Below are 14,194 nucleotides of genomic sequence, written 5' to 3'. Positions count from 1 at the left end.
AAGCAAAGGTAACAAAATGGGCTTACACACTGCAGCAGAAATTATTGAAGATATCCGTCTAGGCAAAATGGTCATTCTGATGGATGACGAAGACCGTGAAAATGAAGGCGACTTAATTATGGCATCTGAGCACATCAGTGCCGATGCAATTAACTTTATGGCGACACATGGCCGTGGTTTGATTTGTTTAACGCTAACACAAGAGCGTTGCCAGCAACTTAACTTACCACTAATGGTAAGCAATAACGGCGCACAGTTTTCTACCAATTTTACCATGTCGATTGAAGCGGCAAAGGGTGTAACAACGGGTATTTCAGCAGCAGACCGTGCACGCACAGTACAAGCTGCAGTGGCAAAGGGTGCGGTACCTGAAGATATCGTACAGCCAGGTCACATTTTTCCAATTATGGCGCAACCGGGTGGTGTATTGACTCGTGCAGGACACACAGAAGCCGGTTGTGATTTAGCGCGCTTAGCAGGCTGCGAGCCATCTTCAGTGATCGTTGAAATACTCAATCCAGATGGCACCATGGCGCGCCGTCCAGACTTAGAAATTTTTGCTAAAGAGCACGGTTTAAAAATGGGTACCATTGCGGATTTAATTGAATACCGCAACTTAAATGAAGCCACTATTGAACGTGTAGCAGAATGTAAATTGCCAACTGAACACGGTGAGTTTGACCTTGTGACCTATAAAGACACAATTGACGGTCAACTTCATTACGCAATGAAAAAAGGTGATGTAAAAGAAGATGACGCAACCTTAGTACGTGTTCACTTACAAAGTACGTTTAACGATATTTTATTGTCAGATCGCGCATCCGATCGCAGCTGGACACTGTCAGGTGCGATGAAGTACATCGCTGAAAATAACGGTGTATTAGTTATTTTAGCGAAACACGAAAACCCAGAAGAACTTGAACACCTGTTTAAAGCGTTTGAAGCACAAGACAAAGGCGAAAGCCCGAGCGTGCGAAAGTTCCAAGGTACATCGCGCACCGTAGGCGTAGGCTCACAAATTTTGGCTGATTTAGGCATTCATAAAATGCGCTTAATGAGCATGCCGAAGAAGTACCATGCGATTTCAGGTTTTGGCTTAGAAGTAGTGGAATACGTTGAGCCGCAATAGGCTCAACCACAAGCCTAAAAATAAGCCTAAAAAAATTTAATTTAGTATGATAAAATTCGCGCCTTTGCGATTGCGCGATAAATGAATTAGCCAAAGAGAAGGGCATAAAATGAAAGTGATTGAAGGTAAATTAAACGCTCAAGGGAAAAAGTTTGCTATCGTTATTTCTCGCTTTAACGATTTCATTGGTAAAAGCTTACTTGATGGTGCAGTTGATACCTTAAAGCGTATTGGTGATGTAAATGACGACGATATTACCGTTGTTTATGTGCCGGGTGCTGTAGAGCTTCCTCTAGCAGCTAAGCGCATCGCAGCAAAGAAAGAATTTGATGCAATCATTTCACTTGGTGTGATTATTCGTGGTGGTACGCCGCACTTTGACTTAGTTGCTAATGAGTCAAATAAAGGCCTAGCAAGTGTATCGCTAGACTACGATATTCCTGTAGCGTTTGGTGTTTTAACAACTGAAAACATCGAGCAAGCAATTGAGCGTGCGGGCACCAAAATGGGCAACAAAGGTGGCGAAGCTGCTTTAGGTGCGCTAGAAATGGTTAACCTGTTAGAACAAATTTAAGGGTACTTAATGAAACCAGCAGCTAGACGTAAAGCTCGTAAACTGGCGTTACAAGCAATTTATTCATGGCAAGTAAGCGGTAATCCGGTTGCAGATATCGAACAACAAATGCTTGTTGAAAACGATGTAAGCAAAATTGATGTGGATTATTTTAAAGACTTAGCACGTGGTGTTGCAGTCAATCATAAGGCACTAGATGAAGCTGTTACGCCGCATTTAGATCGTCCTTTTGAAGAAATCGATTTAATCGAGAAAGCGATTTTGCGTCTGTCTTGTTATGAACTTAAGTTCCGCGAAGACGTACCTTATAAAGTTGCTATCAATGAAGGTATTGAGCTGGCAAAACTATTTGCTGCTGAAGATAGCCATAAGTTTGTGAATGGGGTGCTAGATAAGACCCAGAATCAGCTTAGAAAGAAATAATTGGAGAGCCGGCTTTAGGCCGGCTTTTTTGTGCATGCAAGAATTTGAATTAATCTCTCACTTTTTCAAAGGCCGCGGTGTCGCACGTAAAGATGTCTCATTGAGCATTGGTGATGATGCAGCACTGATAAACGTTCCTGAAAACTGTCAATTAGCCGTGACCACAGACACCCTTGTTGAAGGTGTTCACTTTTTTAAAGATATTGACCCAAAAGCACTCGGTTACAGAGCACTTGCCGTAAACTTAAGTGATTTAGCTGCAATGGGCGCAGAGCCAGCGTGGATTTCTGTGGCGCTTACGCTGCCAAACGCCGAGACAAGATGGCTTGAGCAGTTTACCCAAGGAATGCATGAAATTGCTGAGTACTATAATGTGCAAATTGTCGGTGGTGACACTACACAAGGTCCATTAACCATTAGTATTTGTGCCAAAGGTTTTGTGCCAAATGGCTGTGCGTTAACACGCGGTGGTGCAAAAAATGGTGATTGGGTGTTTGTTACGGGGTCTTTAGGTGATGCAGGGCTCGCAATTGATAGCAAGTATGGCAAAGTATCGCTTACTGAGCAGCAGTTTGCCAATGCCAATAAAGCGTTTGATTACCCCACACCGCAAGTTGCAGCAGGGCAAATGTTACGTGGCAAAGCAACCAGTTGTATTGATATTTCGGATGGCTTAATTGCCGATCTCGGCCATATTTGTCAGATGTCGGGCGTTGGCGCAAAATTGTTTGCTGAAAATATCCCACTGGCGGCAACAATAAAAGACGTATTGCCATTAGAGTCAGCGCTTAATTATGCCTTAACCTATGGTGATGAATATCAGCTGCTATTCACGTTACCGGAAGAACGTCGTACCACAGTTGAAATGACGCTCAAACAGTATGGCGTTGCTTTGTCGTGTATCGGTCAAATCAATAATAATGTTGGTAAGGTTGAATTGACGCTTGAAGGTAAACCGTTAACATTAACGCAATGTGGCTTTGAGCACTTTAATGCAGAATAATCGGAGTGTGCGTGGCACAATTTAACTTAAAAAAATTTACACATTTCTGTGCGCTGGGTTTTGGTTTAGGGCTGGCGCCTAAAGCACCTGGCACCTTTGGTACCTTAGCGGCAATTCCGTTTATTTTCCTTACCATGATGGCGCCGCTGTGGCTACAGTTGGTTGTTGCGATTGCAATTTGCGCTATTGGTATTTGGTTTTGTGACGTTGCAAGCCGCGATGCTGGCGTACATGATCACCCTGCCATTGTTTGGGATGAAGTGGCGGGTTTTTATATCACCATGATTGGCGCAGCGATTTCGTGGCAAACCTTACTGGTTGGCTTTATCTTATTCCGCTTTTTCGATATTGTTAAACCTTGGCCGATCACACTGCTCGATAAACATGTAAAAGGTGGCTTTGGCATTATGGTTGACGATATTCTGGCAGGGATATTTTCACTTATATGTTTACAGCTAGTTGTTTATTACGGGCTAATTTAATAATGAGATAAACCGTGCTGTTTCGCTTAATATTGTTATTTACAGTTGTATTACTTAGTACACTCAAACCGACATACGCTTCGCTTGATGACTATGTGGTAAAACAATGGCATATTCAGCACGGGCTTGCATCACAATCACTTAAAAACATTGTACAAGACCAACAAGGTTACTTGTGGATTGGCTCCCAGTTTGGCTTGAGTCGTTTCGACGGTAATCGCTTTACTAATTTTAATGTCAATAACAGTGATTTTTTGCCAAGCAATGCAATTAACAGTTTGCTTATCGATAACGACGGTTTTTTATGGATCGGCACCGATAACGGGCTAGTAAAATTTAGCCCAAGTGAGCTGACATCAGAGCGCTTTAGTTTAAACGGCCCAGTACGTGATATCGCACAAGACAACAACGGCCGTATCTGGATTGCATCGAACAGTCTTTACCTTTACTCCAACCAAAAACTCAATACCATTTCTCAGCTGCTTGGCGTAAATGACACTAATAATAACTTTAGCAATAAACGAAATGCCTTAGTGAAACTGATTGGTGAAGTGCGCAAAATGGCACTGTCGCCTGACGGTATTTGGTTGATTAACGATCGTTTTTTACTGCATTTACAAAGTTTAGCGAATGAAACTACCGGTAAAATCCGCTTTGAAATTACCGAACGTATTTCATTGCCGCAGCGCTTAGCACAATCGGTATTATACGACTTAGCGTGGCTGGAAGGGGACTTATTTATTGCCTCTGAAGTTGGCGCTTACTTTCTCGATATTGACCAAGAGTTGAGACCTTTTTCATTACCTTATGCCAATAACGCCACAGTATATAAATTTATGTACGATTCAGATGGTTCATTGTGGGTTTCGACTAAAGGGCGATTATTGTATCGCGATAGCAGTGGTATTTGGCAGTGGATTGAGCAATCAGACCTTGAACAAACGGTTTGGTTTTCAGATATTTTCAGAGGGCAAGACGACATTATTTGGCTTGCAAGTTTAACAGAAGGATTGTGGCAAGCGCGCCCTAGCCAAGTAAAGCGTCATCGCGATAGTAAAGGCTTAAATCAATCGGTTACTACGCTAAAATATGGAGAAGATCAGCGTTTATGGCTAGCCACCAAAAATGGTATTGGTTATTTAGATGAAAGCGGTTTATTTAACGTAGAAATCGCGGCGGCAAAACTCGGTGGTTTGACCGTTCATGATTTACATTTTCAGGGCTCGCGTTTATTTATCGCAACCAACCGTGGGGCCTTTGTTTACGATGGTAAAGAATTACTTAAACTTGATGCCGCAACCTTACGTGCAACAGCCGTGTTTGCTATAGAAAGTGCAGAGCAAGGCGGCGTTTGGTTAGCCACAGATCGTGGTTTATATCGTTTGGCGTTTAACGGTTTACGCTCGTTTGTTTATAACTCGTTTCTTGATAGTAAATACATTACCTTTATCGATGAGCAAAATGGCAAAGGTTACTTAGGCACTTCGCGCGGCGCTTATTTTTTCAGTGAGCGTGGTATCGAGCGTTTAGCCATGGGCAGCGCATTAGCTGAATCAAATATTAGTTTTATTCTTCCCGTTGAAAATAGGCTGTTTGTTGCAACGCAAAATAATGGCTTATTTTATCGCAGTGAAAAAGGCGTTTGGCGTCAGTTAGATGTATCTAATGGCTTGCCTTACGGACCTATTTTAAGTTTGCATTTTGATCAAGTCCTGAATTATTTGTGGGTGAGCACTAGCAAAGGTGTCTATCGCTTGCCGCTTAAACAGTTTGAAGAAGGCATTCAATCGCTTGAAGTTGAACAGGTTATCTCGCCTTACAACAAACAGCTTGATGGCAAAACCAGCCAGTGTTGCTCGGGTAATGCGCTTGGTGCAATTGCCCGTATCGGTTCGAGCTTATGGTATCCAAGTAAATCTGGTTTAGTTGAAATTCCAACCAATATTCGGTTGTTTAGTGAAAGTGATATTCGCCCGATTATTGAAACGGTCACGGCCGATAACGGGGGCGAGAAAAATACCTATTCAGTACCTGAGGTCGATACCCTTACTCTGCAAACAGAGGAGCGAAATTTAACACTGGGTTATACTGCAATTAACTTCCAAACCGCTTCTGAAATTGATTTTCGCTACCGCCTTGTTGGCCTTGATGGGGTATGGCGTGAAGCAAATAATAGCCGTGAAGCAAACTATGCAAACTTACCAGCTGGACAGTTTATTTTTGAACTGCAAGCAAAACGACGCGGACAAGAGTGGAGTAGTGCCGATACGATTTCACAAACCTTGATTATTCCAAAAGCCTTCGATGAAACTGTGGTGTTTCGTTTAATCGTTGTGATGTCGTTTATTCTTGCCCTGTATATTGTGTTTTTGTTCTATCGCAATCAAGAAAGGCGAAAACAAGAAGAGTTAGAACGCTTAGTTGAAACGCGTACTCAAGCGCTTATCTCTGCGAACGAGCAACTTAATAAAGCTAACGACAGGCTCAAACTGGTAAGTCACTCAGATGAGCTTACAGGCCTTCGCAGCCGTCGCTTCTTATTTGATCAACTACCGAAAGACATCGAGCATTTCCAAAGTAACCGCGAAAGCCTTGAAATTCAGGGTAAATGTATGGCACTGCTGATTTTGAACTTAGACAAGTTTAGCCGCGTTAACGATGTGTTTGGTTCGTTTGCTGGCGATAACTGTTTACAGCAAATTGCGTCCTTGCTGACAGAGCAGGTACAAGGTGCCGACTATGTGGTACGTTGGAGTGGCGATGAGTTCTTGATTTTATTAAGGGATATGCAAAAGAGCGCCGTACATCAGTTTGCGCGCAGTATTAGTCATCAGCTTGCTGGGCAAAATTTTGTTATGCCTGATGGCCGTAAAACAAAACTAACAGGCTCGGTTGGTTGGGCATTTTACCCACTACCGTTACTTGGCGGACAAATTATTAGCTGGGAAACATCTATTAAAATTGCTGATATTGCACTGCAAAAAGCAAAGGCGAAAAAACCGGGCAGTGTGGCTTACTTTAGCTTTTCAGATAATATCGATGCGTTTGAATTTGAAGACAGTGAACGTGTTGCTCAGCAGTTAGAATCGTTATTAGATTCTGAGCAAGCTAAACTGCATATTTCCGAGATATAAAAAAGTTAAGTGTAAAGATTTAGAATTCAGATTTCAGTAAGTTGCTGAAACCTGAATTCTTAAGGCATGCGCTATTTGGCTAAGTACGTTTCGATACTCTTTTGAATACCGTCAGCGTCAAGGCCGAGCTCTTGATGGATCTCTTGCTGCGTACCGTGTTTAATAAACACATCAGGTAAGCCTAAGTTAAGTACTGGAATGCTTAACTTTTCTGCCATTACAAATTCGTTCACAGCAGAGCCTGCACCGCCCATAAGCGCGTTATCTTCAAGGGTAACTAAGGTGCTGTGAGAAGCTGCAAGCTGTTTAATTGCCGTTTCGTCAAGTGGCTTAACAAAACGCATATCAAGTAGCGTCGCGTTAAGCGCTGCAGCCACTTGCTTTGCTTCGTCAAGCAAGGTACCAAAGCTTAAAATTGCTGTGTCCTTACCTTCACGAATAACCTTAGCTTTACCAATCTCAAGTGCGCTCATCGCATCATTTGGCATAATTTCGCCTGCGCTGCCACGAGGGTAACGTACCGCGCTTGGTCCTTGATGAAGATGGCCGGTGTAAAGCATTTGACGACATTCGTCTAAATCACTTGGTGCCATGATCACCATATTTGGAATACAGCGCATGTAGCTTAAATCGTATGCACCTTGGTGAGTTTCACCGTCTGCACCCACCACGCCTGCACGGTCAATGGCAAACATTACTGGTAGGTTTTGTAATGCTACATCGTGGATAAGTTGATCGTAACCACGTTGCAAAAAGCTTGAGTAAATCGCCACAACTGGGGTAAGCCCTTCACAGGCTAAGCCTGCACCTAAGGTTACCGCGTGTTGTTCGGCAATTGCCGCATCATAATATTGGCTTGGGAACTCTTTTGAAAAGCGCACCATGCCTGAACCTTCACGCATCGCAGGCGTAATTGCCATAAGTTTCGGGTCTTTTGCGGCCATATCGCATAGCCAATCGCCGAATACTTTTGAGAAAGTAGGTGCGCTCGGTTTTGACTTTGGCAAGCTGGTTTCGCTTGGGTCAAACTTTGGTACGCCGTGGTAGCCAATAGGATCAGCTTCTGCTGGTTTATAACCTTTACCTTTTTGCGTGCGTACGTGAAGTAATTGCGGACCCTTTAAGTTACGCATATTACGTAAGGTGTCGGTTAGCATGCCAACATCATGGCCATCAATTGGCCCAATGTAGTTAAAGCCTAATTCTTCGAAAAACGTACCTGGGATCACCATACCTTTAAGGTGTTCTTCCATACGACTTGCCAGCTCTTTTACCGGTGGCATGCCTGACAGTAGCTTTTTACCGCCTTCACGAATGTTGGTATAAAAGCTACCTGACAGAATACGTGCAAAGTGGTTGTTGAGCGCGCCTACGTTTTCTGAAATCGACATTTCGTTGTCGTTCAGAATAACCAGCATATCGGGATTTAAGTCACCGGCGTGGTTCATTGCCTCAAATGCCATACCCGCAGTAATCGCACCATCACCAATAACGGCAACAACTTTACGGTCTTGGCCTTCTTTTTCAGACGCCAGCGCCATACCAAGTGCCGCAGAAATTGAGGTACTTGAATGACCTACGCTAAAGGTATCGTATTCACTTTCTTCACGGAAAGGGAATGGGTGCAAACCATCTTTTTGGCGAATGGTATGCATTTGCTCACGGCGACCTGTTAAAATTTTATGTGGATATGCCTGATGGCCAACATCCCATATCAAACGGTCAAATGGTGTGTTATATACGTAATGCAACGCCACAGTTAGCTCAACGGTGCCAAGACCTGAGGCGAGGTGCCCACTACTTTGTGATACCGAGTTAAGTAAGTACTCTCTCAGTTCATCGCTTAGCTCAGCCAAGTTTTGCTGCGGTATTTCACGCAGTTGCTCTGGCGTATTCGCTAAGCTTAATAATGGATACTTGCTACTATCAAATGTCATGATGTTTTAAATTCTATCCTAAAAATGAGTCGCCAATTTATTGTTATCGCTTATTTGGCGCACTAGGGATCAGTGATCTCTAGCAATTATATATTCTGCAATCGCTTTGAGTCGACCTGTATCGGCATCTATTTCAGACAAAGCGTCAATTGCTTGGTTCACAAGATTTTGCGCTTTCTCTTTCGCGCCTTCAATGCCTAGTAAAGCAGGGTAGGTTGCTTTGTTGGCTTCGATGTCTGACCCTTGTGGTTTACCTAAGGTGTGCGTATCACCTTCAACATCAAGAATGTCGTCTTGAACTTGGAATGCAAGGCCAATTGCTTCAGCATAGCGTGCTAGTGCCGCAATTTCTAATTCGTTGGCATTACCGGCAAGAGCGCCCATCTTTATTGCCGATTTTAGCAGTGCACCGGTTTTTAATTTATGTACTTGCTCAAGTTGAGTTAGGGTAATTACCGAATCAGTTGCCGCAATATCAAGTGCTTGTCCGCCACACATACCCAATAACCCAGACGCATTGGCGAGGGTGTTCACGATTTTTAGCTGGTTGTTAACAGTAGTGCAATTGAATTGAGATTCAGTAATGGTTTCAAATGCTAAACACTGTAGTGCATCGCCTACTAAAATTGCAGTCGCTTCATCGTAAGCTATGTGACATGTCGGTCTGCCGCGGCGCAGTTCATCATCATCCATCGCCGGCAGGTCATCGTGCACTAACGAATAGCTATGAATACACTCAATTGCACATGCAATTCGGTCTAGATCGGCGTTGTCGGCGTTAAATAATTCACCTGTTAGGTAAACCAAAATCGGTCGTAAACGTTTTCCACCATTTAATAAACTGTAGCGACATGCGGCTACGAGTTTTTCATCCGTGTGATGTGACGCTGGGATCAGCGCACTCAAATTTTCTTCAATGCGCGGCAAATACGCAGAGATTATAGAGTCGACAGAATTCAATTGAACGCCTATTGGTTAAAATCCACAAGTTGGGCATTGTCATTTTGCCCCATCAAGATTTGCACTTTTTGTTGTGCTTGCTCAAGCTTTTGTGATGAAGCCGAGGCGAGGGCAATACCACGCTCAAATTGCTTTAACGCTGTTTCGAGAGGCAAATCACCGTGTTCCATTTCAGTTACAATTGTTGAAAGTTCTGAAATGGCTTCTTCGAAGCTTAAATTTTCAGGCTTTTTGCTCGCCATAAGTTACCTGCCACGCAAAGTAAAAAAGAATTGGCTAATTTTATGGTTATTGCCGCGCTAATTCAATTTAACTTGCTAAATATCCTAACGAATGTGCTTTAACGCTTTGTTTTACTCCTATTTGAGCTAAATTAATTTGTTAAAGGTTGGGTTAGCGCGCATAAATTTGTCATAAATGCAGCTAAACTTTATTGCTAGCAGTATTAAGGTGATTCTGTCTGGGGCTGATATCATGTCACTGTTTTTATTGAAAGCTAAGTTGATGTGTGCAAAATAAATTACTAATACTTTGCTAGCGCTTGCCGATAAATAAAAGTAAATTATTATAATAGTTACGGTATCTTGTCTTCACGCAAGCATATTGAGCCTCAAATTTAAAACCCAAACTTGGTTTATAAGTATTACAACTGGGAGTCAAAGTGGATTTAGCAACGGTTATAGGCATTGTCGGTGCAATCGGTTTCATTGTGATGGCAATGGTCATGGGTGGTGATATTGGCATGTTTGTCGATGTGCCCTCAGTACTCATTGTATTTTGTGGTTCATTATTTGTTGTACTCTCTAACTACACTATGGGGCAATTTTTTGGCATAGGTAAAGTCGCCGGTAAGGCCTTTATGTTTAAAATTGAAGCGCCTGAAGAACTTATTGAAAAATCAGTAGAGCTGGCAGATGCAGCCCGTAAAGGCGGCTTTTTAGCACTAGAAGAAGCTGATATCCCTAACCCTTTTATGCGTAAAGGCATTGATATGCTTGTGGATGGCCATGACGCTGATGTAGTGCGTGCCACATTGCAAAAAGATATAAGTTTAACCACAACACGTCATGAAGCTGGTGCTGGATTATTTAAAGCACTGGGTGATGTTGCGCCTGCGATGGGCATGATTGGTACCTTGATTGGCCTGGTAGCCATGTTATCGAACATGGATGACCCCAAAGCCATCGGTCCTGCGATGGCGGTTGCCTTACTTACAACACTTTATGGTGCATTCCTTGCGAACGTAATTGCCATTCCAATTCAAGCTAAATTAGAAAACCGCAAAGACGAAGAGCAACTCAATCAGCGCTTAATTTTAGACGCTATTTTAGGTATTCAAGATGGCCAAAATCCAAAAGTGATCGAAGGTATTTTGAAAAACTATTTAGCAGAGTCTAAACGCCAAGTGGATACTGAGGGGTAGACGATGTCGGACGAAGCAGAAGAGTGTAAATGCCCGCCTCCCGGATTACCGGCGTGGATGGGCACCTTTGCTGATTTAATGTCGCTATTAATGTGCTTCTTTGTATTGTTATTAGCTTTCTCAGAAATGGATGTACTGAAGTTTAAGCAGATTGCAGGCTCGATGAAGTTTGCATTTGGTGTACAAAATAAGATTGAAGTTAAAGATATTCCAAAAGGTACTAGCGTAATTGCTATGGAGTTTCGTCCAGGTAAGCCCGACCCAACGCCGATAGAAACAATTCAGCAGCAAACTGTCGAGATGACTCAGCAAATGCTTGAATTTCAAGCTGGTGAAGAGGACAGTGCAGGTGGCAGACAAGAGCAACGCGGTAATCGCAGAGGTGGCGAATCGGCAAGTACCTCTAAACAAACCGCCAGCGAAGCGCAGCAAGAAAAAACCAACGAGCTACTTAAAAAAATCGCGCAGCAGCTGGAGCAACAAATTATTGATGGCGCAATTGAATTAGAATCGCTCGGTCAGCAAATTGTGATCCGTATTCGGGAAAATGGCTCGTTTCCATCGGGTAGTGCATTTTTACAACCACAGTTTAAGCCAATTATTCAAGAAATAGCGGCATTACTAAATGATGTGCCCGGCGAAATTACGGTATCGGGTCATACCGATGATTTTCAAGTGAGCAACGAACTTTACACTAATAATTGGGACCTTTCTGCTAAGCGCGCTGTTGCGGTAGCAACGGAAATGCAAAAAGTACCGTCGTTTGACAAAGGTCGCATGGTGGTAATTGGTCGAGCAGATACCAGACCATTAGAGCCGAATGTTGATGAAGAGTCGCGTCGCCGCAACCGTCGGGTTGAAATATCGATTATGCAAGGTAAGGCTAAAGAATCGACACCAATTGATTTGCAGTCCAATTAGACCACAAAGGTCAACGTTTTCAATAAAAAAACCCCGCAACTGCGGGGTTTTTTATGGTTATTTTTATTAGAAGCGATACGTGATTGAGCCACCAAATGTACGCGGGTCAACAACCGCGGCATAACCATCGGGTAAACGGCCACCGGGTTGAACTGGTTGGTAAACCGTAACCGCTTTTTCATCAGTTAAGTTATTGATAAACGCATTGATGATCCAGTTTTCAAGCTCGTAGTTAAGCGAGACACGTGCTACCGTGTAATCGCCTGCGATACGTTCCTCTGTATTTGATGTTTCACCGTAATAATCATCAACAAATGAAATGGATGCTTTGGCAGATAAGGCATCGGTAAACCAGTAACTTGCGCCTAAGTTGGCTGTAATACCGGGTGCTGAACTGAGTTCGTTACCATTAATGCTTTCGTATCCTGGACTATCATCTTTTATTTCTGAGTTCATTAAGCCAAGGCCTGCGTTTAAGCGAAGATCTTGCGTTACCATCGCGCTTATTTCGGTTTCTAAACCGTATGTAACGACCGAGTCGATATTTGAAATACGGCGCTGTAAATTAGTTGCTTGGTAATCTGAATAGTCATTGTAGAAAAGGTTAGCGCTTACGTTAATATTGCCATTATTTAGGCTAGAGCGAATACCTGTTTCAAAGGTATTAACCGATTCAGAATCATAATAATAGTATTCACCCGCAAACCAATCGAGTGCACCGCCCGCTGAGTTATAGCCTTTACGTGCGCTCACTGTTGCTGTTGTCGCATCTGAAATGGCGTATTGCAGTACCAGTTTTGGCAGAGTAATGGTGTTGTCTTGGTCAAGTACCGATAGCTTTTTCCCAAAATAATCGCGATACTGTGATTCTTTTTCCACACGACCGCCTGCAATCAGAGTAAAGTCATCAGCAAAAATATAGCTCACTTCACCATAAATGGCTTTAGAGTCACTTTCATCATGGCCATGATATTCTGACCCGCCAACACTCTCATAATCTTGTTCACGCTCAAAATAGGCTAGTCCAACAAAACCATAAAGCGCATCATTGTTTAACCCAAAGCGCATCTTGCCGTCGATAGTAAGGTTTTGTTCTTCGGTTGTAAGTATTTGACGGTCTTCAACTTTTGAATCATAAGTCTCAAAGCCCCATTGATAATCCATGCCCGCAATTAATAGATCAAATGCAATATTATTTGATGCTTTATAGTCAAACTTAGCGCTTACTGTTGTGCTGTCTGTATCCATATAACGTTGACCTGTAGGAATATAATCCCAAGGATTAGCAGCTTTAAAATATTTACGGCCGGTATCGCCTTTTTCACTGTTATCTGAAATGGTTAACAATGCTGAAAAATCATCTAATGCTGATGGTTCCCACAGTAATTTTGCTTTTAGCCGTGTTGTTTTAAGTTCGTCTAAATCAAATGTTGGATCGTGGTCTTCATAAATTACGCTGTTATCGTACGATTCACCGCTCAGTAACTGGCCTGTAAAACGAAACGCAAGCTGTTCGTCGATTAATGGACCGGAAGCCATAACTGACGTATCAACATATTGATCTTGGTTGCGATAGCCAACCCGTGCTGCACCTTCCCAATCGTAGCTAGGATCTTTGGTTTTAATGTAAATTAAGCCACCTAAGCTGTTACGGCCATTACTGGTAGACTGCGGACCACGAAATACTTCAATTTGTTCAACGTCCCAAATACCACTATCACCCGTTAAATCAGCCATAAAGGGCTCGGCAACGCCGTCAATTAATGTTGAAACGCGAGCACGAGCCCCGCCAGTTACGCCATTAAAGCCACTTGCTGAGCCGTTACCAGATACACCTCGAATATCAGGCACTGCACCAGTTAATGTAACCACATTTGGAATTTCAGATACCGCCTGACTGACCGTAATGTTTTGTATTGAACGCAGCGTTTCTTCGGTAATAACAGACACACTAGATGCAGTGTCTTTTAAGGTGCGGTCGGCTTTTTCACCAATCACAATGATTTTTTCGATTGATTCTAATTCTTGCTCATCTTCTGCAATGGTGAAGCCGGAATATAAACTTGCTGAAATAACTAACTTAAGGGTACTAAGTTTAAAACTAGCAATTGACTTTGCTGTAGGCATTTGTGGGATTTCCTTTGTAAGATATTAATAGTATTATGAATACGGATTGAATTCTAAATGCAAATAATTATCACATCAATT

At 42.7% G+C, this 14,194-nt stretch carries 12 protein-coding genes; 8 read left to right on the top strand and 4 right to left on the bottom strand.

Features of this window, described 5'->3' with window-relative positions; genetic code table 11:
- Positions 1 to 16: 16 nt before the first annotated feature.
- The 6 genes from ribBA to PSPO_RS10280 all read left to right on the top strand — a co-directional run bounded on the left by ribBA (position 17) and on the right by PSPO_RS10280 (position 6,745).
- Complete coding sequence (gene ribBA, locus PSPO_RS10305; protein WP_010561688.1) at positions 17 to 1,129, top strand: bifunctional 3,4-dihydroxy-2-butanone-4-phosphate synthase/GTP cyclohydrolase II; 1,113 nt, start codon at positions 17 to 19, stop codon at positions 1,127 to 1,129.
- 109 nt (positions 1,130 to 1,238) lie between these two features.
- On the top strand, positions 1,239 to 1,703 hold the full coding sequence (gene ribH / locus PSPO_RS10300; protein WP_010561687.1) for a 6,7-dimethyl-8-ribityllumazine synthase: 465 nt from the start codon (positions 1,239 to 1,241) through the stop codon (positions 1,701 to 1,703).
- Positions 1,704 to 1,712: 9 nt separating this feature from the next.
- Positions 1,713 to 2,126 (top strand): transcription antitermination factor NusB, encoded by a 414-nt coding sequence (nusB, locus tag PSPO_RS10295; protein WP_010561686.1) that lies wholly within the window; start codon positions 1,713 to 1,715, stop codon positions 2,124 to 2,126.
- A gap of 34 nt (positions 2,127 to 2,160) precedes the next feature.
- Positions 2,161 to 3,129: a thiamine-phosphate kinase gene (thiL, locus tag PSPO_RS10290; RefSeq protein ID WP_010561685.1), complete on the top strand. Its 969-nt coding sequence runs from the start codon at positions 2,161 to 2,163 to the stop codon at positions 3,127 to 3,129.
- A gap of 11 nt (positions 3,130 to 3,140) precedes the next feature.
- Positions 3,141 to 3,611 carry a phosphatidylglycerophosphatase A family protein gene (locus tag PSPO_RS10285; RefSeq protein ID WP_010561684.1) on the top strand — a complete coding sequence of 157 codons (471 nt, stop codon included), beginning with the start codon at positions 3,141 to 3,143 and terminating at the stop codon, positions 3,609 to 3,611.
- A gap of 14 nt (positions 3,612 to 3,625) precedes the next feature.
- Complete coding sequence (locus PSPO_RS10280; RefSeq protein WP_010561683.1) at positions 3,626 to 6,745, top strand: ligand-binding sensor domain-containing diguanylate cyclase; 3,120 nt, start codon at positions 3,626 to 3,628, stop codon at positions 6,743 to 6,745.
- Positions 6,746 to 6,816: 71 nt separating this feature from the next.
- Here the strand turns inward: PSPO_RS10280 and dxs are convergent, their stop codons facing one another.
- From dxs to xseB, 3 genes are all read right to left on the bottom strand, one after another.
- Positions 6,817 to 8,682 (bottom strand): 1-deoxy-D-xylulose-5-phosphate synthase, encoded by a 1,866-nt coding sequence (dxs, locus tag PSPO_RS10275; protein WP_010561682.1) that lies wholly within the window; start codon positions 8,680 to 8,682, stop codon positions 6,817 to 6,819.
- A gap of 69 nt (positions 8,683 to 8,751) precedes the next feature.
- Entirely contained in the window at positions 8,752 to 9,609 is an 858-nt protein-coding gene (gene ispA, locus PSPO_RS10270) for a (2E,6E)-farnesyl diphosphate synthase (protein WP_267890928.1), read from the bottom strand.
- A 41-nt stretch (positions 9,610 to 9,650) separates the two neighbouring features.
- Positions 9,651 to 9,884, bottom strand: coding sequence for an exodeoxyribonuclease VII small subunit (gene xseB / locus PSPO_RS10265; protein WP_010561680.1), 234 nt, complete (start codon positions 9,882 to 9,884; stop codon positions 9,651 to 9,653).
- Positions 9,885 to 10,303: 419 nt separating this feature from the next.
- On the opposite strand from xseB, the gene pomA reads away from it, so the two are divergent.
- On the top strand, positions 10,304 to 11,065 hold the full coding sequence (pomA, locus tag PSPO_RS10260; RefSeq protein WP_010561679.1) for a flagellar motor protein PomA: 762 nt from the start codon (positions 10,304 to 10,306) through the stop codon (positions 11,063 to 11,065).
- A 3-nt stretch (positions 11,066 to 11,068) separates the two neighbouring features.
- A complete protein-coding gene (locus PSPO_RS10255; protein ID WP_010561678.1) occupies positions 11,069 to 11,986 on the top strand; it encodes a flagellar motor protein MotB in 918 nt (305 codons plus the stop codon).
- Positions 11,987 to 12,052: 66 nt separating this feature from the next.
- Here PSPO_RS10255 and PSPO_RS10250 read toward each other — a convergent pair whose 3' ends face one another.
- The gene (locus PSPO_RS10250; RefSeq protein WP_010561677.1) at positions 12,053 to 14,113 is read right to left on the bottom strand and encodes a TonB-dependent receptor; all 2,061 of its coding nucleotides are present in this window, start codon (positions 14,111 to 14,113) and stop codon (positions 12,053 to 12,055) included.
- Between the last annotated feature and the right edge of the window lie 81 nt (positions 14,114 to 14,194).

The organism is Pseudoalteromonas spongiae UST010723-006, from assembly GCF_000238255.3.
Lineage (GTDB): Bacteria > Pseudomonadota > Gammaproteobacteria > Enterobacterales > Alteromonadaceae > Pseudoalteromonas > Pseudoalteromonas spongiae.
The sequence above is the reverse complement of the archived record's forward strand: the minus strand, read 5'-3'. Positions and strand labels throughout refer to the sequence as shown.